The organism is Paenibacillus sp. YYML68 (assembly GCF_027923405.1).
Taxonomy (GTDB): Bacteria; Bacillota; Bacilli; order Paenibacillales; family NBRC-103111; genus Paenibacillus_G.
On record NZ_BQYI01000001.1, the window covers coordinates 2604017 to 2627483 of the forward strand.

The 23467-nt window shown below is 55.9% G+C and carries 27 protein-coding genes; 22 read left to right on the plus strand and 5 right to left on the minus strand.

The genetic code is table 11. The features are described 5' to 3' along the window. Positions 1-20 precede the first annotated feature (20 nt). The 4 genes from PAE68_RS11945 (at position 21) to PAE68_RS11960 (ending at position 4751) form a co-directional block, all read left to right on the plus strand. The gene (locus PAE68_RS11945) at positions 21-1808 is read left to right on the plus strand and encodes a DUF6382 domain-containing protein (RefSeq protein WP_281887293.1); all 1788 of its coding nucleotides are present in this window, start codon (positions 21-23) and stop codon (positions 1806-1808) included. A 7-nt stretch (positions 1809-1815) separates the two neighbouring features. Beyond that, positions 1816-2706, plus strand: coding sequence for a PP2C family protein-serine/threonine phosphatase (locus tag PAE68_RS11950; RefSeq protein ID WP_281887295.1), 891 nt, complete (start codon positions 1816-1818; stop codon positions 2704-2706). Positions 2707-2818: 112 nt separating this feature from the next. Next, positions 2819-4381 (plus strand): ABC-F family ATP-binding cassette domain-containing protein, encoded by a 1563-nt coding sequence (locus PAE68_RS11955; protein ID WP_281887297.1) that lies wholly within the window; start codon positions 2819-2821, stop codon positions 4379-4381. 79 nt (positions 4382-4460) lie between these two features. Further along, a complete protein-coding gene (locus PAE68_RS11960; protein WP_281887299.1) occupies positions 4461-4751 on the plus strand; it encodes a Dabb family protein in 291 nt (96 codons plus the stop codon). A gap of 100 nt (positions 4752-4851) precedes the next feature. Here PAE68_RS11960 and PAE68_RS11965 read toward each other — a convergent pair whose 3' ends face one another. After that, on the minus strand, positions 4852-5283 hold the full coding sequence (locus PAE68_RS11965) for a DUF2269 family protein (RefSeq protein WP_281887301.1): 432 nt from the start codon (positions 5281-5283) through the stop codon (positions 4852-4854). Positions 5284-5506: 223 nt separating this feature from the next. Further along, complete coding sequence (locus PAE68_RS11970; RefSeq protein ID WP_281887303.1) at positions 5507-5839, minus strand: ASCH domain-containing protein; 333 nt, start codon at positions 5837-5839, stop codon at positions 5507-5509. 94 nt (positions 5840-5933) lie between these two features. Here PAE68_RS11970 and PAE68_RS11975 point away from each other — a divergent pair, with 94 nt between their 5' ends. The 3 genes from PAE68_RS11975 to abc-f all read left to right on the plus strand — a co-directional run bounded on the left by PAE68_RS11975 (position 5934) and on the right by abc-f (position 10721). Next, positions 5934-6989: a M42 family metallopeptidase gene (locus PAE68_RS11975; RefSeq protein WP_281887305.1), complete on the plus strand. Its 1056-nt coding sequence runs from the start codon at positions 5934-5936 to the stop codon at positions 6987-6989. Positions 6990-7037: 48 nt separating this feature from the next. Beyond that, entirely contained in the window at positions 7038-8972 is a 1935-nt protein-coding gene (locus PAE68_RS11980; protein WP_281887308.1) for an ABC-F family ATP-binding cassette domain-containing protein, read from the plus strand. Positions 8973-9101: 129 nt separating this feature from the next. Further along, on the plus strand, positions 9102-10721 hold the full coding sequence (gene abc-f / locus PAE68_RS11985) for a ribosomal protection-like ABC-F family protein (protein WP_281887310.1): 1620 nt from the start codon (positions 9102-9104) through the stop codon (positions 10719-10721). A gap of 104 nt (positions 10722-10825) precedes the next feature. Here abc-f and PAE68_RS11990 read toward each other — a convergent pair whose 3' ends face one another. Next, the gene (locus PAE68_RS11990; RefSeq protein WP_281891043.1) at positions 10826-11020 is read right to left on the minus strand and encodes a hypothetical protein; all 195 of its coding nucleotides are present in this window, start codon (positions 11018-11020) and stop codon (positions 10826-10828) included. 169 nt (positions 11021-11189) lie between these two features. On the opposite strand from PAE68_RS11990, the gene PAE68_RS11995 reads away from it, so the two are divergent. The 8 genes from PAE68_RS11995 to PAE68_RS12030 all read left to right on the plus strand — a co-directional run bounded on the left by PAE68_RS11995 (position 11190) and on the right by PAE68_RS12030 (position 17187). Then, positions 11190-11567: a thioredoxin family protein gene (locus tag PAE68_RS11995; protein ID WP_281887312.1), complete on the plus strand. Its 378-nt coding sequence runs from the start codon at positions 11190-11192 to the stop codon at positions 11565-11567. A 13-nt stretch (positions 11568-11580) separates the two neighbouring features. Continuing rightward, entirely contained in the window at positions 11581-11967 is a 387-nt protein-coding gene (gene kapB, locus PAE68_RS12000; protein WP_281887314.1) for a kinase-associated lipoprotein KapB, read from the plus strand. Between the two features lie 18 nt (positions 11968-11985). Further along, positions 11986-13368 carry a sensor histidine kinase gene (locus PAE68_RS12005; RefSeq protein WP_281887317.1) on the plus strand — a complete coding sequence of 461 codons (1383 nt, stop codon included), beginning with the start codon at positions 11986-11988 and terminating at the stop codon, positions 13366-13368. Between the two features lie 17 nt (positions 13369-13385). After that, the gene (locus PAE68_RS12010; RefSeq protein WP_397378657.1) at positions 13386-14051 is read left to right on the plus strand and encodes a response regulator; all 666 of its coding nucleotides are present in this window, start codon (positions 13386-13388) and stop codon (positions 14049-14051) included. 15 nt (positions 14052-14066) lie between these two features. Continuing rightward, on the plus strand, positions 14067-15143 hold the full coding sequence (locus PAE68_RS12015) for a Gfo/Idh/MocA family protein (RefSeq protein ID WP_281887319.1): 1077 nt from the start codon (positions 14067-14069) through the stop codon (positions 15141-15143). Positions 15144-15147: 4 nt separating this feature from the next. Next, complete coding sequence (locus PAE68_RS12020) at positions 15148-15795, plus strand: trimeric intracellular cation channel family protein (protein WP_281887321.1); 648 nt, start codon at positions 15148-15150, stop codon at positions 15793-15795. A gap of 68 nt (positions 15796-15863) precedes the next feature. Continuing rightward, the gene (locus PAE68_RS12025; protein WP_281887323.1) at positions 15864-16364 is read left to right on the plus strand and encodes a hypothetical protein; all 501 of its coding nucleotides are present in this window, start codon (positions 15864-15866) and stop codon (positions 16362-16364) included. A gap of 82 nt (positions 16365-16446) precedes the next feature. Beyond that, positions 16447-17187, plus strand: coding sequence for a YhcN/YlaJ family sporulation lipoprotein (locus PAE68_RS12030; protein WP_281887325.1), 741 nt, complete (start codon positions 16447-16449; stop codon positions 17185-17187). Positions 17188-17292: 105 nt separating this feature from the next. Here PAE68_RS12030 and PAE68_RS12035 read toward each other — a convergent pair whose 3' ends face one another. After that, on the minus strand, positions 17293-17994 hold the full coding sequence (locus tag PAE68_RS12035; RefSeq protein ID WP_281887328.1) for a response regulator transcription factor: 702 nt from the start codon (positions 17992-17994) through the stop codon (positions 17293-17295). 278 nt (positions 17995-18272) lie between these two features. Here PAE68_RS12035 and PAE68_RS12040 point away from each other — a divergent pair, with 278 nt between their 5' ends. Continuing rightward, complete coding sequence (locus PAE68_RS12040) at positions 18273-18458, plus strand: aspartyl-phosphate phosphatase Spo0E family protein (protein WP_281887330.1); 186 nt, start codon at positions 18273-18275, stop codon at positions 18456-18458. 78 nt (positions 18459-18536) lie between these two features. On the opposite strand, the gene PAE68_RS12045 is transcribed toward PAE68_RS12040, so the two are convergent. Continuing rightward, complete coding sequence (locus PAE68_RS12045; protein WP_281887331.1) at positions 18537-18854, minus strand: winged helix-turn-helix transcriptional regulator; 318 nt, start codon at positions 18852-18854, stop codon at positions 18537-18539. 249 nt (positions 18855-19103) lie between these two features. Here PAE68_RS12045 and purT point away from each other — a divergent pair, with 249 nt between their 5' ends. From purT to PAE68_RS12075, 6 genes are all read left to right on the plus strand, one after another. After that, positions 19104-20291 carry a formate-dependent phosphoribosylglycinamide formyltransferase gene (gene purT / locus PAE68_RS12050; protein ID WP_281887334.1) on the plus strand — a complete coding sequence of 396 codons (1188 nt, stop codon included), beginning with the start codon at positions 19104-19106 and terminating at the stop codon, positions 20289-20291. Positions 20292-20406: 115 nt separating this feature from the next. Then, entirely contained in the window at positions 20407-21186 is a 780-nt protein-coding gene (locus PAE68_RS12055; protein ID WP_281887336.1) for a TIGR00266 family protein, read from the plus strand. A 77-nt stretch (positions 21187-21263) separates the two neighbouring features. Next, positions 21264-21539 carry a hypothetical protein gene (locus PAE68_RS12060; RefSeq protein ID WP_281887339.1) on the plus strand — a complete coding sequence of 92 codons (276 nt, stop codon included), beginning with the start codon at positions 21264-21266 and terminating at the stop codon, positions 21537-21539. Between the two features lie 178 nt (positions 21540-21717). Beyond that, on the plus strand, positions 21718-22227 hold the full coding sequence (locus PAE68_RS12065) for a metallophosphoesterase family protein (RefSeq protein ID WP_281887341.1): 510 nt from the start codon (positions 21718-21720) through the stop codon (positions 22225-22227). Positions 22228-22259: 32 nt separating this feature from the next. Further along, entirely contained in the window at positions 22260-22601 is a 342-nt protein-coding gene (ytxJ, locus tag PAE68_RS12070) for a bacillithiol system redox-active protein YtxJ (RefSeq protein WP_281887343.1), read from the plus strand. A 34-nt stretch (positions 22602-22635) separates the two neighbouring features. After that, entirely contained in the window at positions 22636-23457 is an 822-nt protein-coding gene (locus PAE68_RS12075; RefSeq protein ID WP_281887346.1) for an alpha/beta hydrolase, read from the plus strand. Positions 23458-23467 lie beyond the last annotated feature (10 nt).

Genomic DNA, 23467 nt, shown 5'->3' on the forward strand with positions numbered 1-23467 from the left:
AGAAGGAGGGCTACGGCTCTATGCAAGCTTTATATTCGCTTCAGGTCGACTTCGTGAATGAGCGTAGTTATGAGATGGCGGTCTCAGCCTCTCGCGGGCTTCAGGCGGAGGAGCTGTCTGAATTTCAGCTGCGAATGCTGACGTCTAACCGGATGCCTCGTCTGCTAGAGCTGCATACGGAGGCGAGAGACGGGTGCACGACGCTGTATTATACGATTACTGGCAAGCGTATGCTGTCCCAGGGGCTGCGCGCTCAACGGATCGGGATGAAGCAGTATTACACCTTGCTGCTCCAGATTGTCGAGCTGCTAGAGGATAGCTTGAATTATATGCTGGATAGCGAGCGCTTTGTGCTGAAGGAAGAATATATATTTTATGGACATAGCCTGGACGACCTGTATTTTACGTACTTACCGATCCAGCATGTGGAGGGGAAACCTAGCGTTCAGGCCGAGCTGCGGGACCTGGCGTCCAGATGGATGCAGCGGGTCGACGATCTGCAAGGGGGCGGCTTCCAGGAGCTGATGCGCTGCCTGGAGCACGATACGTTCCATATCTCAGAGCTGAAGCGAGTTCTGCTCAAGAGGCTGGAGGTATCGGCTACATCCTCTGGGATCTGCATAAGTGACATGCGTAGCTTCTCGCCGAGTGATGACCAATTAAGGACAGGTCAGGCGCAACCAGCATCCTTCGAATGGCCGTACTCGACGGCTAGTGGTGGAGCTTCATCCGCGTCAATAGAGGGGGCTCGGCCTTCCGAGCCTTGGCTTGGGCCATCAGCAGACGACGGTTATCGAGTCGGCTTCCGTGCTCAAGACGAAGCAGCTGCCGCTTACGGATATAAGCGTGGCGTTGGGAGCTCTGCAGCGGCTGCTCGAGACGATGGGTTGGCCGCTTCTATACATAGTGGCGTAGGCCCTGCGCCATCGACTCAGGCGACTGCAGGTGCCGATTCCGCGACATCGACTGCGGCGAGTACAGGCAAGAAGCCGCTTCCTTTCATTCTCGGTGCTGTGCTTGCGATTGCATTCCTATGGAAGCTGTACGCGGACCAGCAGGAGGAGTCGATGCTGCTGATCGCTTGTGCGGGGACGGCTGCTGCGCTGATCGCGCTGTATGCCGTCCTTCGTTCGACGAGAAGGGGGAAGGCGGCGTCATCTCCTAAGGCGACAGTAGGCGGACAAGTCGCTGGAGTGAGGCTGGCGGAGTCGCCGCCTGTGGGCGGGACGCCTTCTTTTCTACACCAAGCCGGCTTGTTCGATTCACCTTCTGCAACCTCATACAGTGGCGGAGAACTGGCAAGTGCTGAACAAGGTGTCAAGAGCAGCCTTGCTTACCAGGAGCTCTCGGTTAGTCTAGAGCGAGATGTGCGGCTGCAGGCCGATCAACTGGAAGGGGAGGGGCGTGGAGTACTAGCTACTCCCGAGGCTGATGGTCGAACGACGACGTTGACACCCAATGATGCAACCGTATGGCTAGGCAGCTCTTCGCAGCATGCAGCCAAAGCTATAACTGTGCTGGAGACCGTTCGTAGCGGTGTGAAGGAGACTATAGCACTTGATAAGTCGACCTTCACGATTGGCAGGCAACAGACGGAGTCCGATTACTTGCTGGACGAGGTAGGCGTATCAAGGCTGCACGCAGAGCTGGTTAAGGATGAGGACGGCTACAGCATCAAGGATCTCGGCTCGCGCAACGGTACGGTTGTGAACGGTGAAGCGCTCGTCCCTTATCGCATGCACAAGCTGCGCGAAGGTGATATGATTACGATTGTGAATTGCGACTTCATCTACAAGATGGGATGCTGATGCAAGCTTGAACAACAAGACACGGAATCATTGGCAGTATGGCTCGTCTACTGATATAGGGTGTACAAGGCTAGTGAACGGCGACCGCATCTGGCATCACTTCGGCACGACGGCCGATGGGGTGCGCTACGCGGTCGCTGTGCTGGCTGACGGTATGGGCGGACTGGAGGGCGGCGTGCAGGCGGCTGAGCTGGCTGTGCGACGGATGAGCAGCTGGGTAGAGAAGAGGCTTCCCCTTGTGCTTGGCCATAGGGGGAGCTGGTGCTCGCTGCAGAGAGAGCTGCACGAGCGAATCGAGCTCGTCCATCGTGAGCTGAGAGAGCTGAGGGCGAAGGACGGCAGACGGTATGGCACGACGCTGACCGTTCTTCTATTGGTAGATTCCGTATACTGGGTGTTCCATGTCGGTGACTGTCGTGTGTACCGGCTTGCTCCGAATGGAGTGATGCCTCTGCGCCGACTGACGTACGACCACACGTGGGTAGATCGTCAAGCAAGACTTGGGCTGATGTCCGCCGATACGGCGAGAAGACACCCTAGACGCCATGTGCTGCTCCGTTATTTGGGCATGAGCCGAAGACTTGTCATTGATATGTATTGCGGAGCTTACAAGCCCGGTACTCTGTTCATGCTGTCGAGCGATGGCTTCCATAGCTGCTTCAGTGATGGTCAGCTCGAGCGTATGCTGCGCATCGCAGCAGCGAAGGGCTGCACGGTACAGGCAAGCAGCGAGGAGCTGGTCAAGCGGGCGCTTGAAGCGGGTTCCAGCGATAATATTAGCGTGATGTTATTGAGACCCGGCGGACGTGGTCCCTCTAGCTGGACTAGATTGGGGCTGTCGCTCATGCTGCTTCCTTATCAAATCCGACATGCAAGATGGCTGGCTTATTTTCGCTGAGGATAGTGCTAGATTCCCTGTCAAGGATGATGATATAATAAGATGTCTATTTCAGGACACGTTCATGCCTTACAGGCGTCTAATTTAAACATGACAGGGGAATATTTCGTTCATGAGCTTGTTAACCGTAGAAGATTTGAGTCATAGCTTTGGAGGCCGTGTACTCTTCAAAAATGTATCGTTCCGCCTGCTGCCAGGCGAGCATGTCGGTCTTGTCGGCGCGAACGGCGTCGGTAAGTCGACGCTGATGAATATTTTGACCGGACAGCTGCTGAAGGATGACGGCAAGGTGGAGTGGACGCCGAAGGTGCGTTACGGCTACCTCGACCAGCATACGAAGCTGACGCCGGGTAAGACGATCCGCGAGGTGCTGCGCGACGCGTTCCTGCCGCTGTTCGAGCTGGAGCGGGAGATGAACAGCATTGCCGAGCAGATGGCCGATGCCGATCCGGACAAGCTGGAGCAGCTGCTGGAGGAGATGGGCGAGATTCAGGAGCGGCTCGAGAACAGCGGCTTCTACTTGCTCGATGTGAAGATCGAGGAGATGGCGAACGGTCTAGGCTTGAACGCGATCGGACTGGACCGCGACGTCGCCCAGCTGTCAGGCGGGCAGCGGACGAAGGTGCTGCTGACGAAGCTGCTGCTCGAGCAGCCGACTGTCCTGCTGCTTGACGAGCCGACGAACTATCTTGACGTGGAGCATATCGACTGGCTGACGAATTATTTGCAGAGCTACCCGTACGCGTTCATGCTCATTTCTCACGATACGGAGTTCATGAATAAGGTCGTTGGTGTTATCTACCACCTGGAGTTCGCGAAGCTAACGCGCTATACGGCGAACTATGAGAAGTTCCTGCAGATGGCGGATATGAACAAGCAGCAGCATCTGGACGCCTACGAGAAGCAGCAGGAGTTCATTAAGCAGCAAGAGGACTTCATCCAGCGCAATAAGGCGCGCTATTCGACATCCGGACGGGCGAAGAGCCGTCAGAAGCAGCTGGAGCGCATCGATCGGATTGATCGTCCGGAGGAGGCGGCGAAGCCGACGTTCTCCTTTAAGGAGTCTCGCGCGAGCGGACGTCTCGTCTTCGAGGGTAAGGATATCGAGATTGGCTACAATCACGCGCTGCTGCCGAAGATGAATATGACGGTGGAGCGGGGCGACAAGATTGCGGTAGTCGGCTGCAACGGCGTAGGTAAGTCGACGCTGCTGAAGACGATTCTCGGCATCATTCCGCCGTTCAGCGGCAAGACGTATCTCGGTGACTTCTTGTATCCGGCTTACTTCGAGCAAGAGGTGAAGGCGCCGAACTTGACGCCGATTGACGATGTGTGGAATGAATTCTCCCATTTGAATCAGCATGAGGTGCGTGCGGCGCTTGCTCGCTGCGGGCTGAAGAACGAGCACATTACGCGTCCGATGAGCAGTCTGAGCGGAGGCGAGCAGGCGAAGGTGCGTCTGTGCAAGCTGCAGATGCGCGAGAGCAACTGGATCGCATTCGACGAGCCGACGAACCACTTGGACGTTGCGGCGAAGGACGAGCTGAAGCGGGCGTTGAAGGAATTCAAGGGCACGGTCATTCTCGTATGTCACGAGCCTGACTTCTATGAGGACTGGGTAACGAAGGTGTGGAACGTCGAGGAATGGTCGGAGGCGGCTAAGGCTGGACGCTAAGCAAGTCGGCAGTACGAGGTGTTAGGTTCATCGTATGAGATCGTGATGAGATCGTGAATTCAAGGGAGATGTGAATGGAATGCTGACACATGTTGTGATGTTCAAGCTGAAGGACCGTAGTGCGGAGGCCGTGGAGGCGACAGCGAACGTGCTGCGCAATATGGAAGGTAACATTCCGGTGCTGCGTCATATCGAGGTCGGTCTCGATGTGCTGCACTCTGAGCGCTCCTACGATATCGTGCTGACTACGAAGTTCGATTCACTGGACGATCTGAAGGTGTACGATACGCATCCGGTGCATGAGGAAGTCAAGGCGCATATGAGACAGGTGCTGGACGGGACGAGCATCGTTGTAGATTACGAGAGCTAAGTCTGTAGGTCTGTGTATAGCACACGGTAACACTCGATCCGGCTGAGCCGCTTCAGACGTGTGAAGTCTCGAGCGGCTTAGCGAAGGGATCGATCGATTACTAGCTTGGCTTCATGACCATTAGACCGAGCATGATGAACAGGACGAGCAGGTACAGATAGAACGATCGGCTCAGCTTGGCGACCAGCGGAGCACGGTCGTGCTCAGGCTGTCTTAGCTTGCGCAGCGTGGGCGAGAATGCCCGTGCCATGAACAGCAGTGATGCGAACAAGACGACGAAGGTGGCGAAGATCCACGGTGTCGTCCACGGATAGCCGCCGGTCCACATCAGCGCAAGGCCGGAGAAGACGAGCACGTGGCCGGTATGCTTGGACAGCCAGACGACGAACTGGAATGAGTCCAAGTAGTGGCTCAGCGCCTCGCCCTCCGCTGTTCGAAGCTTCCGCAGCATCGGCATCAGCACGAAGAACGGACCGATGGCGATGACGGCGCTGATGACATGAATGAATAAGAGCCAGGCGTACCAGTTCATGGCAGTTGTAACCTCCGTTAGTCGAAATGGTAGTACAAGTGCAGAGAAAGCGGTCGACAGTCGTCCTGCGTCATGCAGAAATGCTGTCGGCCGCTCTCGCTGCCTAAGGGTGCTCCAGACCTGCTTTAGGCTGGGCCACAAGGTACAAGTACGGGCCGCAGCCTCGAGGCTGCGGCTTCGCTTGTGCGGACCCGACCATGAGGTCGGAACGTTCCACTCGTAACTAGATTGCGCGGAACTCGTGCACCCATACTCTCATTTGTGGAAGCCAAGGCATGCCTGCATGCATCGACATGATGTAGTTCTTGTACTCCTCAACAGAGGCGTACCCTTCGCTCTTGATATTCTCGTCTGTCAGCTCGCCGAGCGACTGGGAGTATACGTTCGTTACCTCGAAGCGCTTTCCTTCGAGCTCCATCACTTCGCCGATGTCAGCGTAGCGTCCGTTGCGGCGGGTTGCTGTTTTTTCACCGCTCAGCACCTTCTGGATGTCGGCGTCGACAGTAATCATGCGCTCGATCGAGCATGTTTTTGGTGGCAATGCTTCTGTAGTCATTTCGTTAAGCTCCTCCTCTAAGTTCGGTTGCAATTCAATTCAATCCACAGCTTACACGAAATATTAGGTGGAATCAAATGTCAGGGGGTCGCGTATGATCGGGGAAATGAATGAGGCGTATATGCTCCGCGTATTGCAGCTGCTGCTCACAACGCCGAGTCCGAGCGGTTATTGCCATGCCGTTATGGCGAAGCTGAAGCAGGAGGCGGACGAGCTTGGCTTCACTCTGCAGCTGACACCCAAAGGGAACGGCATTATTCGCGTGCCCGGCCGTGAGGAAGGTCGCGTGCTCGGGCTGTCCGCTCATGTCGATACGCTCGGCGCGATGGTGAGGGCGATCAAGCCGGACGGGAGACTGCGGTTCACCTTGATCGGCGGGTTCATGCTTGGCTCGGTCGAGAATGAATATTGCGTGGTCCATACACGGGACGGTCGCACCTATACGGGTACGATCTTGACGACGAAGCCCTCCTTACACGTGTACGCCGATGCTCGCGAGCTGAAGCGCGAGGAGTCGGTCATGGAGATTCGGCTCGATGAACGGGTACATAACGCGGACGACGTGCGCGGCCTCGGCATTGCGAATGGCGACTATATTTCATTCGATGCGCGTACAGTCATGCTGCCTAGTGGCTACATCAAATCAAGACATCTCGATGACAAGGCAGGCGTAGCCGCATTGTTCGGCATGCTCGAGTGGCTCCAACGTACAGGCCATAAGCCGGCCTATCCGCTACAGCTATTGATCAGCACCTATGAGGAGGTCGGTCACGGCGCAGCTTGGGTGCCAGAGGAGATGACCGAGCTCCTAGCTGTTGATATGGGGGCAATCGGCGACGATCTGAGCTGTACGGAGCACGACGTATCGATCTGCGCGAAGGATTCGTCTGGACCGTACGATTACTTGATGACGACTCGACTCAAGGAGCTGGCTGTTCGAGAGGGGCTGTCCCATGCGGTAGATATCTACCCGCATTACGGCTCAGATGCATCGGCTGCGCTGCGCGGAGGCGCCAACGTGAGGGCGGCACTGATCGGGCCGGGCGTACACGCCTCACACGGTATCGAGCGTACACACAGCCAAGCGATCTTACAGACAGCTGTGCTGCTGGCGGCTTATGTGCTGGAGCCTGCTGATACGTATGCATAACGTCACGATCGCGCATAAGGATCGGGTTCAAGAGAGGAGATAGACCGGATGAACATCTTGACGGTTGAAGATTTATACAAAAGCTACGGCGAGAAGGTGTTGTTCGATGGCATTGATTTCCAGATTAACGAGAGAGAGCACATCGGTCTTGTCGGAGTGAATGGAACCGGTAAATCAACGCTGCTGAAGGTGATGGCTGGCCTTGAGACGACAGAGCGCGGCAGGCTGACGCATGCGAACCATTTTCACGTCGAATATTTGCCGCAGCAGCCGGAATTCGACATGGAGCGTACGGTGCTCGATGAAGTGTTCCGCGGCGACACGCCTGTGATGCAGGCGTTGCGCGAGTATGAGCTTGCGCTAGCGGAGCTGCAGCTCGCGCCGGAGGACGAGAAGCGGCAGGCGAAGCTGTTCGCCGCCCAAGGCCGCATGGATGCGACGGGCGCATGGGATGCGCAGACGACGGCGAAGACGGTGCTGTCGAAGCTCGGCATCCGCGACTTCGCGCAGCGAGTTGGTACGCTGTCGGGCGGTCAGCGCAAGCGCGTCGCGATGGCGCGGGTGCTTATTCAGCCGGCGGACCTGCTCATCCTCGATGAGCCGACGAACCATATCGACCACGAGACGGTCGAGTGGCTGGAAGGCTTCCTATCCAGCTGGAAGGGTGCGCTGCTGCTCGTGACGCACGATCGTTACTTCCTTGACCGGGTGACGAACCGAATCTTCGAGCTGGACCGAGGCAAGCTGTTCAGCTATGAGGGCAACTATGCCGCTTTTCTGGAGAAAAAGGCCGAGCGTATGGAGCGCGAGGCAGCGATGGAGGACAAGCGGCAAAACCTGCTGCGCCACGAGCTCGCATGGCTCAGACGCGGCGCAAAGGCGCGCACGACGAAGCAGAAGGCGCGGATCGATCGCGTCGTTGAGCTGCGTGACCGCAAGGTTGACGGGCCGTCTGCCCAGCTGGACATGTCGCTCGGCGCGAGTCGTCTCGGTAAGAAAATTATGGAGCTGGAAAGCATCTCCAAAAGCTTCGGCGACAAGCAGCTCATCGACTCGCTCAGCTATATTGTCGTGCCCGAGGACCGCATCGGCATCATCGGCCCGAACGGCACCGGGAAGTCGACGCTCCTGAACATGCTGGCTGGAAGGCTTGCACCTGATGAGGGTGAGGTCATCGTCGGTCCGACAGTGAAGCTTGCTTATTACACGCAGGAAGCGGTCGAGATGGATGAGAAGCAGCGGGCCATCGATTATATCAAGGAGGCCGCAGAGGTCATCCGTACGACAGACGGCGAGGCCGTGACGGCCGCACAGATGATGGAGCGCTTCTTGTTCACACCTACGCAGCAATGGACGCCAATCGGCAGATTGTCCGGCGGGGAGCGGCGGCGACTCTACTTGCTCCGCACCTTGATGGGAGAGCCGAACGTGCTGCTGCTCGATGAGCCGACGAACGATCTCGACATCCAGACGCTGACGGTGCTGGAGGAATATTTGGACGATTTCCCTGGCGTCGTCATTACGGTGTCGCACGATCGCTACTTCCTCGATCGGACGGCCGATCACCTGTTCGTGCTGGAGGGCGGCGGAGCGGTGCGTAAGTTTTTCGGGAACTATACCGAGTATATGGAGCAGCTGAAGCAGGAACGTGCGGAGGACGCGCAGCAAGCCGCGTCGAGCAAGACGGCGACACGCATAGCGGACAGCCTGTCAGGTGGACGCTCCGACTCGCAGAGCAGCGCCAAGCCGAAGAAGCTGTCGTTCAAGGATCAGAAGGAATGGGACGAGATCGAGGACAAGATTGCCGCGATGGAGCAGCGGCTCGGCGAGCTGAAGCGCGAGATTGAGCAGGCGGGCAGCAACTACGGCAAGGTACAGGAGCTGTTCAGAGAAGAGCAGGAGATTACCGAGAAGCTTGAGCAGACGATGGAGCGCTGGACGGAGCTATCTGAGCTAGTAGAGGCCATCGCACAGAACAAGTAGTAGAGTCGTCGGATCGACAATTTAAACATTTTTTTGGGAAAATCGCAGCTGTTATGGTATAATATACGTTTGGAAGCGGTTGGAATACCAAGCGGCTTCAGTCTATAACCGAAAGTAGGTCATCCATTCATGATTACAGTAACGAATGTCACTTTACGATACGGCAAACGCGCCTTGTTCGAGGACGTTAACATCAAGTTCACACCGGGCAACTGCTACGGCTTGATCGGCGCGAACGGAGCGGGCAAGTCAACATTCCTGAAGATTCTGTCCGGCGAGATGGAGGCGAATAAGGGCGAGGTCAGCATCACACCGGGCGAGCGGATGGCGGTGCTGAAGCAGAACCACTTCGAATACGACGAGTTCGAGGTGCTGAAGACCGTTATTCAAGGGCATGCCCGCCTGTGGCAGATTATGTCCGAGAAGGATGCGCTGTATGCGAAGCCGGATTTCTCCGAGGATGATGGTATGCGCGCGGCGGAGCTCGAGGGCGAGTTCCAGGAGCTGGACGGCTGGCAAGCGGAGTCTGATGCGGCGGAGCTGCTCATCGGTCTTGGCATTCCGAAGGAGCTGCACGACGTGCAGATGAAGGAGCTCGACGGCAACCAGAAGGTACGCGTTCTCTTGGCGCAGGCGTTGTTCGGCAACCCGAACATCCTGCTGCTCGATGAGCCGACGAACCATTTGGACATTGAGTCTGTACGCTGGCTGGAAAATTTCTTGTCCCGCTTCGAGGGCACCGTCATCGTCGTATCCCATGACCGTCACTTCCTGAATCAGGTGTGTACGCACATTGCGGATATTGACTTCAGCAAAATTCAGCTGTACGTCGGTAACTACGACTTCTGGTACGAGTCCAGCCAGCTGGCACTCAAGCTCGTACGCGAGCAGAACAAGAAGGTCGAGGAGAAGCGCAAGGAGCTCGAGGAGTTCATTCGCCGCTTCAGCGCGAACGCTTCGAAGTCCAAGCAGGCGACGTCCCGTAAGAAGACGCTCGAGAAGCTTACGCTCGAGGACATTAAGCCTTCGACGCGTAAATATCCGTTCATCAAGTTCCAGCCGGAGCGCGAGGCGGGCAAGCAGCTGCTGACAGTTGAGCGACTGACTAAGACAATCGACGGTGAGATTGTACTGAACGACATCTCGTTCACGGTCAATAAGGGCGACAAGATTGCACTTGTTGGACCAAATGGTATTGCGAAGTCGACGCTGTTCCAGATTCTGATGGGTGAGGTCGAAGCGGATTCCGGCGAATATAGCTGGGGCATCACGACGACGCAGGCGTACTTCCCGAAGGACAACTCGGCCTACTTCGATACCGATATGAACCTGGTTGACTGGCTGCGTCAATATTCGAAGGAGCAGGATGAGTCGTACCTGCGCGGCTTCCTCGGTCGCATGCTGTTCTCCGGCGAAGAGGCTCTCAAGAAGGCGAGCGTTCTGTCTGGGGGCGAGAAGGTGCGCTGCATGCTGTCCAAGATGATGATGAGCGGCGCGAACGTGCTGCTGCTCGACGAGCCGACGAACCATCTCGACCTCGAGTCGATTACGGCGCTGAACAACGGGATGATCGATTTCGACGGGACGATGATGTTCGTCTCCCATGACCATCAGTTCGTGCAGACGGTCGCGAACCGGATCATCGAGCTGACGCCGACTGGCTTGATCGACAAGGTCATCTCCTATGACGAGTTCCTGGAGAGCGATGAGATCAAGAGACAGCGTGAGGCAGCGTACGCAGGTGTGTAGCGCAACGTAACGAACCGCAACCTCAACGCGGATTGTGGATCAAAAAAAGGATGAGCGGCCTCTCTTGTGAGAGGTTCTCATCCTTATTTGCCACCTAAGAGCGATTAGCTGCCCCCGGTACGTCTGCGCTGATTGTTCGGCTTCTTGTTATTCTGGCTGTGCATTACCGCGTCGCTGCCGGGGCGCAGCGGGCCGCTACCCTTCTCGGCCTGCGCTTGCTTCTTCTGCGCGAGCTTGTTCTTGATCGCATCAGCCAAGCTGATCTTGCGCGGTTCTTCATTGTGATTCGATTCGGTCATATTGAACACCTGCCTGTACGGATATGGTTTGGAGAATAGCTCCATCATAACGGATTTGTCCATCTATGTGCAATATCGGAATGAAAGGCTCGTGCTTGACACTAGTGTGGCATGCTCGATCAGCAACTATATATTGTGCTATTAGCACGACAAGAAAGAAGGCTAGCCTATGCCGATCATCGAGTGGACCGAGGCGGAGCTGCAGAGCTGGTGCGGGGACGCCGACGTGGCAAAGCCCCTCACACAGCAGACGGCTAGCTCACCTGTGCGCTATGCCTTGCTCGTATCGCCTCTGTGCGGGACGTGTCAGGCCGGATTGCGGATGCTCGAGGTGATCCAGACGATGCAGCCGCAGCTTCCGATTGGTCAAGTCAACGTGAACGTCTGCCGCGAGCTGCCGTACGTCTGGAAGGTGGAGAGCGTTCCCTGTCTTGTGGAGCTGCGCCGCGGGCATTCGATGCCGATTCGCAGACGCTACAAGCTTGAAGGAATAACGTCGCTGTATGCCTGGCTTCAGTCGGCTGCCGGCGCATCGATTCAATCATAAGGAGGCTTCACGCATGTCGATACATCCGATTCAACCCGGACAGCTCGTAAGAGCATCCTACAAGACGGGCGACTATATTGGCGAAGTAGTCGAAATATCACCGAGCGGCAAAGCAGCCGTGCAAATCAGAGCAGTCGTCAAGCATCCAGAGCAGGGCGACCTGCACAACCCGATGGACCCGGATGTGCCGTTCTTCCACGAGCGCCGCGCGCTCGCGCACCGCGAGATCGCGCTCATGCCGATGCATACGGTCAGTCCGTATCAAGGGGAAGTGCCTGAGTATAAGCAGTCGCTGGATGATGCCCTGCAACGCGAGATCGACCGGCTCGACCGGCTGCGTCGGTGGGCGGAGCGAGGGCTTACTGAGCTTGAGAAGCTGAGAAACGATTACAACAAGTAGGACGGAAGTGAATCGAACATGCTGTTCGTGCTTATCGGGCTCTGGACGATCGGCTTGCTACTGCTTCTCACCGACCCGAGGCGACTGTCTACACGGTGGATTAGCAGCATCGCCTTCACAGGCGGCTCAGGCGGACTGTCGGCGGTCATTGCCGACGATGTGCTCCCTTATGTGCGGGAGCGGGGCAGTCTTACGGAGGAGCTGCATACGACGTTGCTCGCCGCAGAGCTGGTCTCCTCGTATGTGTGCTATTACGGCTTACCGTACACGTTCCTCATGTTCGCAATTGTATACAGTCCCAGCTACACGCATTGGAGGAGGGGCTGGCTGCCTTGGGTGCTGCTTACTCCGCCGCTCGCCTCCTTGCTGCTCGTACCGAAGCCAGGTGACCCGATACCGTACTTGTACGTATGCGCTTGGGTGACGCCGTATATCGTGATCGGCATCGTGCTGCTGATCGCCGCCGTGCTGCAGGAGCGCAATTCGTTTCTTCGCCGCAGCCGCATCTTGGTTGCGACCGCGGCGGCGCCGACGCTATTATTCACCTTATTCACCTCCTACCTCATTCCGGCCTTCTTCGGCATCTATGAGCTGTGGCGATATAATGCGGTGCTGATTGCGTTCACGATAGCGGTCATTCTCATCTCCAGCTTCCGGTATAGCTTCATGGGGCTGCAGATCTCGATTCAGAATCAGAGGCTCGATTATACGCTGCGAGCGATTACGTCCGGTACGTCGATCCTGAATCATGCGATTAAGAATGATGTAGGTAAAATTCGGCTGTTCGGCGAGAAAATGAAAGCGGATGCCGAGGACGGCCTGCTCACTCCCGAGGAGCTGACACGCGATGTTGAGGTCATCCTGAAGGCTTCCCAGCACATCTACGATATGATCTATCGTATTCAAGGACAGACGCAGGAGGTCGAGCTACGTCTGGAGAAGGTCGATCCGATTCAGCTGATGCAAGAGTGTATCGAGATGATGGCGCCCGAGCAGCAAGGGGTAACGGTGCAGACGCATTATACATATAACGGGTCGCTGCTGGCAGATCGCGCACACTTGATTGAGGTGTGGACGAACGTCATGACGAACGCTTTGGAAGCGATGCCCAGCGGCGGCATGCTGACCGTGGCCATTAGCGAGACGAAGCGGAAGATTGTCGTCGAGGTGAAGGACAACGGCGAAGGGATGGAGCAGCAGCAGCTCAAGCGCGTATTCGATCCGTTCTATACGACGAAGTCGGGGAGACGGATGAATTTTGGCCTCGGGCTGTCGTATTGCTATGCCATTGTGCAGAAGCACAAAGGAACGATGAACATCCACAGCAAGCGCGGCGAAGGGACGAGCGTCTTCATGCAGTTTCCGAAGCCGCCCCGTGATGTACAGAGCACGCTTCGATAGAAAGGAGCAGCGTCAACATGGACGTGGGTGAGGCTCGTATTAAAGTGTTAATCGTCGAAGACGATGAGGACTGGCGAATCGGACTTCGCAGCTATTTACGTAAAGAATCGGATCTGACCGTCATCGGGACAGCCGCCAGCGGTACGGAAGCGCTGGAGCTGTTGGAGCGAATGGAGCCAGACGTCGTCCTGCTCGACATTATGATGTCGGACAGTCCCGAAGGGCTGTGGGCGGCCGCTGAGATCGTCAAGTGCAGCGGGGCACGCGTCATCATGCTCTCCTCGATGGAGGAGAAGGAATTCATCTTCGAGGCGTTCAAGGCGGGCGCCGTCGATTATATGGTGAAGTCCGACTTCGCGGACATCCCGAACGCGATTCGCAGTGCGTATGCGAACCGAAGTGCGATTCATCCGAGCGTGGCGCAGCAGATGCGCGACGAGTTCCGCCGCTTGAAGCAGCTTGAACAGGAGATGCGCGTGAAGGAGCTGCGAAGTCTGTTGACGCCGACAGAGCTTCAGGTGTTAAGCTTGATCGAGCAAGGGTATACACAGACACAGATCGCCGATACGCTGGTCGTCTCGATTCGTACGATCAAGGTGCATGTCGGCAGCATTCTGAAGAAGCTCGGCGGCAAGAGCAGTAAGGAAGCGGCGCAGAAGGCAAAGGATATAGGCATTATATAGAAGGAGAGAGCACGAATGGCTGAACAGCAAGGAATTAGACTTGGTATTATCGGAGCAGGCGGCATCGGTAACGAGCATATGAAGGGCTTCCGCGCTACAGAGGGCGTGCAGCTCACAGCTGTCACCGACGTGTTCCGACCGCTTGCGGAGCAGCGTGCGAAGGAATACGGCATCGAGCTCGTCTGTGACTCGTATCAGGAGCTGCTGGAGTCAGACGTCGATGCAGTCGTCGTCGCCGTGCCGAACGATCTGCACGCTCCGATCGCCATCGATGCGCTGCAGGCAGGTAAGCATGTGCTGCTGGAGAAGCCGATGGCGATCGATGCAGCGTCTGCCAAGGCGATCGTCAGGGCGCACCGCGCCTCGGGCAAGGTGCTCATGCTGTCGCACCAGCAGCGCTGGGAGGCGGTCTACCTGCAGGTGAAGGAGCAGATTGATAAGGGGGCGCTCGGGCACATCTATAACACGAAGACCGGCTGGGTGCGCCGTAAGGGTATTCCGGGCTGGGGAACGTGGTTCACGCAGAAGAGCAAGTCCGGCGGCGGTCCGCTCATCGATCTCGGCGTCCATATGCTTGACCTGTCGCTTCACTTCATGGGCAGTCCGAAGCCGGTATCGGTGTTCGGTACGACGTATGCCGAGTTCGGACCGAAGCAGCGGGGCATCGGCGACTGGGGGCGGCCGGACTGGAGTGGTCACTACGACGTCGAGGATTTGGCAACAGCCTTGATCAAGCTCGATAATGGCGCTACCCTTACACTGGATGTGAGCTGGGCGGCGCATACGTCGATCGAGAACAGCGGACCTTATATTTACTTAATGGGTACTGAGGGCGGCGCTTCGTTGAAGAACGGCGAAGGGATGCTGCATGCCGAGCTGTTCGATCGGACGACCGATGTTACACTGTCCAAGCCCGTCAGCGACGAGGGCGCTCGCTTGCGAATGAACCGGCATTTCGTCGAATGTATTCGTGAAGGGCGAGAGCCGCTAACGTCGGCCATGTCCGGTCTTGCCAACAGTCTCGTGCTTGAGGCCATCTACGAATCGTCACGGACAGGCAGCATGATTCAGCTAGATTGGAGCTTAGACTAGAGCGATGAGTGAACTGCTGCAGCTTAACTTATACTTATTCAGTATGATTGGCACCATCGCATTCGCCATATCGGGTGCTGTCGTTGCGATGGAGGAGGAATATGACATTCTCGGCGTATTCGTCCTCGCACTTGTTACCGCCTTCGGCGGTGGCGTCGTGCGCAACGTGCTGATCGGTATTCCGGTGACGACACTATGGGGCCAGGGCATGTACTTCAAGATTGCGCTCGCCGCGGCGTTCCTCGTATTCATCGTTCCTGTCGTCTGGATCAAAAAGTGGAAGACGTGGGAGTCACTATTCGATGCGATTGGTCTATCGGCCTTCGCAATTCAAGGCGCCCTGTACGCGGTACAGCTGAAGGTTCCACTATCCGCAGTTATCGTCGCGGCGATGCTGACCGGCATCGGCGGAGGAATGATCCGCGACGTACTGGCCGGCCGCAAGCCGCTCGTGCTGCGTGATGAAATCTATGCCGTATGGGCGATGCTGTCTGGCCTCTTGATTGGATTAGGCTGGGTGCAGGGCTCGTGGCAGCTGCTTGTTCTATTCGCAGGGATCGTCGTGCTGCGCATGCTGTCGGTTCAGCTGAAGTGGAGGCTGCCGCGGCGGGCGATTAACTTGAACGAGGATCCTTCTATGGAGAAAAGCTAAGCGATCACAGATAAGCCGCACTACGCACCGAATCGTATCCAGTATTGACATATAAGGGGGCATCGTCGGTGACCAAATTCGAAGCTATGCAATCGTGGACGGAATGGAAGCTCGTTCCCGTGTCCTCGATTCAGGGGCGGCTGCAATCGGTTCGGCCGCTTCGTGAGGAAGAGCATGAGCAGTATGAGCTAACGAAGGATCAAGCAACAGGGGAGCACTATGTGCATTACTCGTATATGCACCGGAACATAGGGGCGATCGGCACGAGCGGTCAGGATGAGATCTTCCATCAGCTGCTGCCAGTCAGCTCAGATGATGTGCTCGGCATTCTGTTCGGCGAGCAGCCGTATACGTATCCGGAGCATTGGCGTACCTCGTTCCTGCGCAACGGGCCGGAAGGGGAATACGTCTGGTTCGATCCGTCGTATGTCGAGGAGGAGCAGCAATATGAGGCGGTGGGCCGCACGATTGTAGATGAGCTCGCGAGGTTCAAGGAGCAGGGTGATCTATCCGAGGAGGCGCTGCAGCGGCTCTTGGACCGACTGCTACCGGGGGATGACAAGAAGTAGCGACTACCTTGCGCGCATAATTTCGGAGCTGGGATTCATCCTAACACCTAAGGCGATTGTAGCCGAAAGGGGGACATTTGAGATGAATCAACGAACGCTTCGAGGTGCAGCAGCGCTGCTCGCAGCGGCGAGCTGCAGTGTGCTGATGCTGTCAGGCTGCGCCGGCAATAAGCCGAGTGAGGGCAAGCCCGGCGCTGGGCTGAACGATTATCGACAGCAGGCGCTGTATGATCGGGACTCACGCAATAATGAGGACCCATCGCTAGGGGTGAAGTCGCGCTGGGTTGAGGAAGAGGAGCAGCGGAAGGCACCTGAATATATTGGACGCAAGCAGCTGGATATGACGAATCGACATTATGCCAAATCTATGGGCTTCGACCCGCAGATTGCCGCCAAGGTGAATCGCATCGCCGGTGTCAGCTCCTCGATGGTAATGCTGACGGAGGTGAACGCCTACGTGGCGGTCGTTCTGGACGGGCACAGACCAGACGAAGAGGCGAACCCGGATACGATGAAGCACAAGGTGACCGAGACGGGCGGCACCGGATTGTTCGGTACCGGACAAGGTACACCGAATCGGATCTCTTGGACAGAATCCGGCGGTCTTGGCTACAGCAAGGCGGACGAGATTCGCAAGCTCGTGCTGTCGGTAGCGCCGACGAACATACAGGAAGTATACGTCACGGCTAATCCGAATTTTGTTCAGCGGCTTCGCTTTTATGCACAAGAAGAGCAAGCGCAAGGCAAGCTGACACCGTACATGAACGAATTCAATACGATGATCCAACATGTATTCCCCGACAGCACGAACACAAGACAATAATAGCGCGCGGCTTCAAGCCGCAAAAAAAACTCCTGACCTTGCATCCCGCAGTTGTAACGCGGTGCAAGCATCAGGAGTTTTTTTTATAGTACAGCCGAAGTGGTCTCATGGCTCAAACTTGTAGCCGACGCCCCAGACGGTCTTAATGTGCTTCGGCTCCTTCGGATCGGCCTCGACCTTCTTACGCAGATTCGTAATGTGAACGTCAACCGAGCGTTCAGTCACGAACGAGTCGATGCCGCGTATGTTGTTGAGCAGCTCCTCGCGAGAGAACACCTTGCCAGGGTATTGGCAGAAGTTACGCATAATCTCGAATTCCGAGTATGTCGTCTCGACCTGCTGTTGATGTACATAAATGCAGCGCTTCTCGAGATCGACCGTTACGACTGCTCTGTTCGCATCTGCTTGCGGTCTGCTTGGACCTAGTCCTTGCAGCGGAGCATTCATTCCGCTTCGGCGCAGCAGTGCGTTGGTACGAGCTGCGAGCTCCCTCATGCTGAATGGCTTGCATAAATAGTCGTCGGCCCCGATCATCAGCGCATTGACGCGCTCGGACACCTCGCTCTTCGCCGAGACGATCATAATCGGAACTCCGGATCGCATGCGAAGAAGCTTGCACAGTTCCAGCCCGTTCGTGTCAGGCAGCATGAGATCGAGAATAACGACATCTGGCTTATGCTCCTGAAACAGCTCCATCCCTTGCTTGCCGTCTCCTGCGCAATAGACGTTGTAATGCTCTTCACTTAAGTAGATCGAGATCATATCCGCGATGCTTTGGTCATCTTCAACCAGCAATATTTTAGGCATGACAGGGCACCTCAATTCTGTTAGCTTGCCTGAATGTACGGGAACGATATTCGTCCCCGAAGCTGACGCTGTCGGTTCTTCCCTTCATGCGTCTCAAGCTCACCTATCAGCTGAAATCGTTAAGATAATGTTAGGAAATGGATTCATAAATTAAGCATCGCTGTAAAACTTTCTAAATATGTACCAACGATAATGAAAGTATGCAGCAAGCACAGTATAACAAGAGCTGTCTCAGCCAATGTTCTACATAAAGAATCATCGAACAGGGGGAACCATTCATGATCATTCATTCCAATCTTGAGCTGGAGCAATTCATCCAGTCATGTGTCGACGATCTGAACCGTATGGTGGCAGGTCAAGGCCTGGCTCTAACTCATCCGCATGTTGTGGAGAAGAGCATGGAGCTAGACCTTCTCATCCTGAAGGCGATGCGCTTCAGGCACCGCGGTGCCTGTCCGGTCTAAATGCAGCACGACTACGTCGGAAGGTAGCCTGAATGCGCAGGACAAGCCTAGAGACGGAAAGAAGAAACGCGGTCTGCTTTATAAGCACCACGTTTCTCCCCATTCCTGCACCGCATCCATGACAGGCTGCAGCGCCTTCCCTTTGTCCGTGAGCTGATACTCAATACGAACCGGCGTCTCCGGATATACATGACGGCTTATGATACCCGCGGCCTCGAGCTCCTTGAACCGTTCAGCGAGCATCCGATCGCTCATTCCGGGAATCATCTCGGATATATCCTTGAAGCGGCGTGGCCCCTGGACCAATGCACGGACGATCAAGCCCGTCCATCGCTTACCTAATATTTCGAATGCAGCCTCAAATCTCGGACACAGTGGTTGTAAATGATCTGACATGGCATTTCACCTCTTCGTATGTTTATTTTAACATAAGTAGCTTCGGTAAAGTAAGACATTTGTAAAGATAACGAGAACATTTTCAACATCATCGGGCGAAACGCACCATCGCTCGGTGGTTTTTTTACGTTCACCGTTGATTTTCGCCTCCATTCGACAGCTCTATTGTAAATTTTGGTTGAAAATTCGATACAAGTGAAGTATAACTGCGATAGGACATTCTTCGTATATGGAACAGGAGGAAGCGGATTGTATTCTTCATATGGATCCCCATTATCGGGTCAAGCTAAAAAAATGATGCTGCTCGGCTCTGGCGAGCTCGGCAAGGAGGTCGTGCTCGAGGCCCAGCGTCTAGGCGTGGAGACGATTGCTGTCGACCGATACGCCGATGCTCCAGCGATGCAGGTGGCGCACCGTTCCCATGTCATCAATATGCTGGATGGCGTCGCGCTGCGCGCGATCATCGAGCAGGAGAAGCCGGATCTCATCGTGCCGGAGATCGAGGCGATCGCTACACCGACGCTCGTTGAGCTCGAGGCAGAGGGCTATCGGGTCGTGCCGACGGCGAACGCTGCGAGATTGACGATGGACCGCGAGGGCATTCGCCGTTTGGCGGCAGAGACACTCGGCCTGCCTACAGCCAAGTATGCGTTCGCCGATAGTCTGGAGGAGCTGCACGCCGCCATAGCCGAGATTGGGACGCCGTGCGTCATTAAGCCGATCATGAGCTCCTCAGGCAAGGGACAGAGCGTGTGCCGCACACCGGATGATGTAGAGCAGTGCTGGAGCTATGCCGTTGAAGGCGGTCGAGCGAAGCTGACGCGTGTCATCGTGGAGCAATTCATCCACTTCGAATCTGAGATTACGCTGTTAACTGTGCGCTCTGTGAACGGTACGACATTCTGCGCCCCGATCGGACATATTCAGAAGGACGGCGACTATATCGAATCGTGGCAGCCGCACGCGATGTCAGACGAGCAGATCAAGCAGGCAGAGTCGATTGCACTTGCGATTACAGAGGCGCTCGGCGGCTGGGGACTGTATGGCGTAGAGCTGTTCCTCGCACCAGATCAGGTGTACTTCAGCGAGGTGAGCCCGCGTCCGCATGATACGGGTATGGTGACGATGGCGACTCAGGATCTGTCTGAATTCGCGCTGCACGTCAGGGCGATTCTAGGGCTGCCGATTCCGAACGTGCGCGTCTTGACGCCGGGAGCCTCGTACACGCTCAAGGCGGATCGGGACAGCACCAGCTTCCGTATCGCAGGTGTCGAGTTGGCGCTAGACCAGCCGAATACGCAGGTGCGGCTGTTCGGCAAGCCGGAGACGAAGCCAGGCAGACGGATGGCGGTCGCGCTCAGCTCCGGCGAGACGGTGGAGCAGGCACGCGAGCTTGCGAAGCAGGCGGCTCAGAAGCTGCATATCGAATATTTGTAGAAAAAGGGCTCGATGTGCGAAACGATTGACCTTCTGCCGCGTAGTAGGTTACGGACAACGATGATTCGGCCTGACACGACTAATGATATGGAGAGCAGAAAGGGAGAGGATCGCAATGAACGCCCACGAAATTGATTACCGTATTCAAGGCTCGGAGATGCAGTATGTCGAAATTGAGCTCGATCCTTCAGAGAGTGTTATCGCAGAGGCAGGCAGCCTCATGATGATGGATCAAAATATTCAGATGGAGACGATATTCGGAGATGGCAGCGACCAAGGCAAAGGGCTGATGGGCAAGCTGTTCGGTGCGGGTAAGCGGTTGTTGTCTGGAGAAAGCTTGTTCATGACGTTGTTCACGAACCGCGGCAGCGGCAAGGAGACAGTCAGCTTCGCTTCTCCGTATCCAGGCCGCATTATGGCGATGGACCTGTCCGAGCTGAACGGGAAGATCGTCTGCCAGAAGGATTCGTTCCTATGCGCCGCGAAGGGCGTCTCGATCGGGATCGACTTCCAGCGCAAGCTGGGGGCAGGCTTCTTCGGCGGCGAAGGCTTCATCATGCAGAAGATCGAGGGCGACGGGCTGGCCTTCGTGCATGCAGGCGGCACGATCTGTGAGAGAGAGCTGAAGCCGGGAGAGATGATTCGCGTAGACACCGGCTGCCTCGTCGCGATGACGAAGGATGTCAACTACGACATCGAATTCGTGAAGGGGATCAAGACGGCGTTGTTCGGCGGCGAAGGGTTGTTCTTCGCTACGCTGCGCGGACCTGGCCGTGTATGGATCCAGTCGCTGCCGTTCAGTCGCTTGGCGGATCGAGTCATCAGCGCAGCTGGACCGGCCGGACGCAAGGAAGAAGGCAGTCTGCTCGGCGGTCTGCTTGACGGCAATCGCTAACCGCGGTAAGATTTGATATACTGTAGTAACGCTGTACATACATGTAGCAGTTGACTATCTAGGAAAGGGTGCTGAGTATGTCATATAATCCGCAGGTCGTCGAAGCGAAAATCGTCAGCAGCAATCCGAACAACGGGCTGTACGAGATCGTCGCGCAGCTGAAGGATCGGACCGTATGCCGGATCACCTTCGAGAAGGACGAAGCCGGCAGCACCAGAGTGACGAACATTAACCGTCTCTTGAAGGAGCCTTGCCCGATCTGCCGCAAGGACTTCTTGTGTAACTGCATGACGCGGTTCAAGGAAACGATCTTCGATCAAGCGATTGAGAAGGTTGAGCTGCCTCAAGCTTAATGTAGTTCGTTCACAGCTAAACGTCAGTCATAAAGCGCTCGCAGTTGATGCGGGCGCTTTTGGCGTCCGTACAGCCAGTAGCTGTTCGGAGAGCCGCCCTCTGATGGGCGGCAATTGCGGTTGGTTCTCGGGCTGGCAGTATGGTAAAATAAAGAAAGGCTTAAGCGGAGGTGATGACTTGCGAATTGGAGTTGTAGCGGATACGCATCTCCGTGCAAGGCATAGCACGTTGCCGAAGGCGCTCGTTCACGTGCTCACTGGCGTAGATCTAATCGTTCATGCAGGAGATTGGATGGATCCTTCCATCGTTCGATTGTTTGAGTCGATCGCGCCGGTGGAAGCCGTCGCCGGCAATAACGACGGCGAAGAGCTGGCTGCGCGCTTCGGCTACAGGAAGGTGCTCGAACTTGCCGGCTTTCGAATTGGGCTTGTGCATGGTGACGGGGGACGCTCGACGCCGGACACGGCGTATGCGGCATTTTGCAGCAGCGATTCCGCTCACGATTCGATCGATGCGATTATATTCGGTCATTCACACATCCCTTATGAAGAGGTTCGTCATGGTGTTCTGTTGTTTAACCCCGGTTCGCCTACCGACAAGCGCCGACAGTCGCTCTATTCATTCGGTACTCTGGAGCTAGGGGACACCATTCAAGCACGGCATTACTACTATGAGGATAAGAGCTAATGCATATTTCAACAGAAGGAAGGAATAGACTAATGGCACAATGGAAGGAAATTACGACGACCGAGCAATGGACGGAAGCGTGGACGGCAAGCGGCGAGAAGCCGTTCGTTATTTTGAAGCATAGCACCGCATGTCCGGTCAGCTTCAGTGCTCTTGAAGAATTCGAGTCCTACCTTGGCAAGACTCCGAACGAGGATGTCGAGTATTTGCTCGTCAAGGTCATTGAGTCCCGTCCGGTGTCGAATCAGATCGCTGAGGAGACAGGCGTGAAGCACGCCTCGCCTCAAGTTTTGTACGTGAAGAACAAGGAGACGGTCTGGAACACGTCGCACTGGTCAATTACAGAAAAGCATATGACAGCTGTTCTAAACTAAAATCCGCATGCTGGATGGAAGGGAGCTGAAATTCATGGGAGTGAGATCTTTTTCCTTTTTTTCCGGGGCGCTATATAGAAGGAAGGTATGTCAGGTGTACGTGCCTGACAGCTATGAGCAGGATGAAGACCGTCGTTATCCGGTCGTGTACTTGCTGCACGGCTTATACGGTGATGCGACAAGCTGGACGGTGAAGGGGAACGCGGAAGCAACCTTGAATGCGATGATCGCCTCCAAGCAGCTGAGCGATTGTATCGTCGTCATGCCTGACGATGGCGGTTACGGTCATGGAACGTTCTACATTAACTGGTACGATGGCACAGGACGCTTTGAGGACTACATCCTGTACGATCTGATTCCTGCTGTCGATCGGGAATTCCGTACGATAGCGGACCGTGCGATGCGTTCGGTCGTTGGTCTATCGATGGGCGGCTACGGAGCGGTCGTGCTGTCGCTGCGTAATCCGGACACGTTCGGAGCGGCGGCCAGCATCTCCGGTGTACTCATGTCGGTATCGTTCATCTCCGACCAGGAGCTGCGAACGGAGGTGCCTCGCATGATCGGTCCGCTGCACGGTCCGCATGCGAAGGAGGTCGACGTGCACATGCTTGCTGCAAGAAGGGCGAGAGAAGAGCAGAAGCCTGCGCTTCATATGAATTGCGGTCGTTCAGACTTCCTGTATCCGGTTAATCTTGCATTCAAGGCGACACTCGAGCACCTTGGGTACGAGCATGAATATATGGAGTTTGATGGGGAGCACAATTGGGACTATTTCGGCACGCACCTCGTGGAAGCGTTAACGTTCATTGAGCGAACACAGCACCGTTCATGCGAGGGTGAGTCGCCGTCCTTCTAGATGATGACGA

Bases quoted from the DNA above. Each gene is read 5' to 3' on its own strand.
- PAE68_RS11945 (WP_281887293.1), top strand. From the start codon at position 21: ATGCAAGCTTTATATTCGCTTCAGGTCGACTTCGTGAATGAGCGTAGT.
- PAE68_RS11955 (WP_281887297.1), top strand. From the start codon at position 2,819: ATGAGCTTGTTAACCGTAGAAGATTTGAGTCATAGCTTTGGAGGCCGT.
- PAE68_RS11960 (WP_281887299.1), top strand. From the start codon at position 4,461: ATGCTGACACATGTTGTGATGTTCAAGCTGAAGGACCGTAGTGCGGAG.
- PAE68_RS11965 (WP_281887301.1), bottom strand. From the start codon at position 5,283: ATGAACTGGTACGCCTGGCTCTTATTCATTCATGTCATCAGCGCCGTC.
- PAE68_RS11970 (WP_281887303.1), bottom strand. From the start codon at position 5,839: ATGACTACAGAAGCATTGCCACCAAAAACATGCTCGATCGAGCGCATG.
- PAE68_RS11975 (WP_281887305.1), top strand. From the start codon at position 5,934: ATGATCGGGGAAATGAATGAGGCGTATATGCTCCGCGTATTGCAGCTG.
- PAE68_RS11980 (WP_281887308.1), top strand. From the start codon at position 7,038: ATGAACATCTTGACGGTTGAAGATTTATACAAAAGCTACGGCGAGAAG.
- abc-f (WP_281887310.1), top strand. From the start codon at position 9,102: ATGATTACAGTAACGAATGTCACTTTACGATACGGCAAACGCGCCTTG.
- PAE68_RS11990 (WP_281891043.1), bottom strand. From the start codon at position 11,020: ATGACCGAATCGAATCACAATGAAGAACCGCGCAAGATCAGCTTGGCT.
- PAE68_RS11995 (WP_281887312.1), top strand. From the start codon at position 11,190: ATGCCGATCATCGAGTGGACCGAGGCGGAGCTGCAGAGCTGGTGCGGG.
- kapB (WP_281887314.1), top strand. From the start codon at position 11,581: ATGTCGATACATCCGATTCAACCCGGACAGCTCGTAAGAGCATCCTAC.
- PAE68_RS12005 (WP_281887317.1), top strand. From the start codon at position 11,986: ATGCTGTTCGTGCTTATCGGGCTCTGGACGATCGGCTTGCTACTGCTT.
- PAE68_RS12010 (WP_397378657.1), top strand. From the start codon at position 13,386: ATGGACGTGGGTGAGGCTCGTATTAAAGTGTTAATCGTCGAAGACGAT.
- PAE68_RS12015 (WP_281887319.1), top strand. From the start codon at position 14,067: ATGGCTGAACAGCAAGGAATTAGACTTGGTATTATCGGAGCAGGCGGC.
- PAE68_RS12020 (WP_281887321.1), top strand. From the start codon at position 15,148: ATGAGTGAACTGCTGCAGCTTAACTTATACTTATTCAGTATGATTGGC.
- PAE68_RS12030 (WP_281887325.1), top strand. From the start codon at position 16,447: ATGAATCAACGAACGCTTCGAGGTGCAGCAGCGCTGCTCGCAGCGGCG.
- PAE68_RS12035 (WP_281887328.1), bottom strand. From the start codon at position 17,994: ATGCCTAAAATATTGCTGGTTGAAGATGACCAAAGCATCGCGGATATG.
- PAE68_RS12040 (WP_281887330.1), top strand. From the start codon at position 18,273: ATGATCATTCATTCCAATCTTGAGCTGGAGCAATTCATCCAGTCATGT.
- PAE68_RS12045 (WP_281887331.1), bottom strand. From the start codon at position 18,854: ATGTCAGATCATTTACAACCACTGTGTCCGAGATTTGAGGCTGCATTC.
- PAE68_RS12055 (WP_281887336.1), top strand. From the start codon at position 20,407: ATGAACGCCCACGAAATTGATTACCGTATTCAAGGCTCGGAGATGCAG.
- PAE68_RS12060 (WP_281887339.1), top strand. From the start codon at position 21,264: ATGTCATATAATCCGCAGGTCGTCGAAGCGAAAATCGTCAGCAGCAAT.
- ytxJ (WP_281887343.1), top strand. From the start codon at position 22,260: ATGGCACAATGGAAGGAAATTACGACGACCGAGCAATGGACGGAAGCG.
- PAE68_RS12075 (WP_281887346.1), top strand. From the start codon at position 22,636: ATGGGAGTGAGATCTTTTTCCTTTTTTTCCGGGGCGCTATATAGAAGG.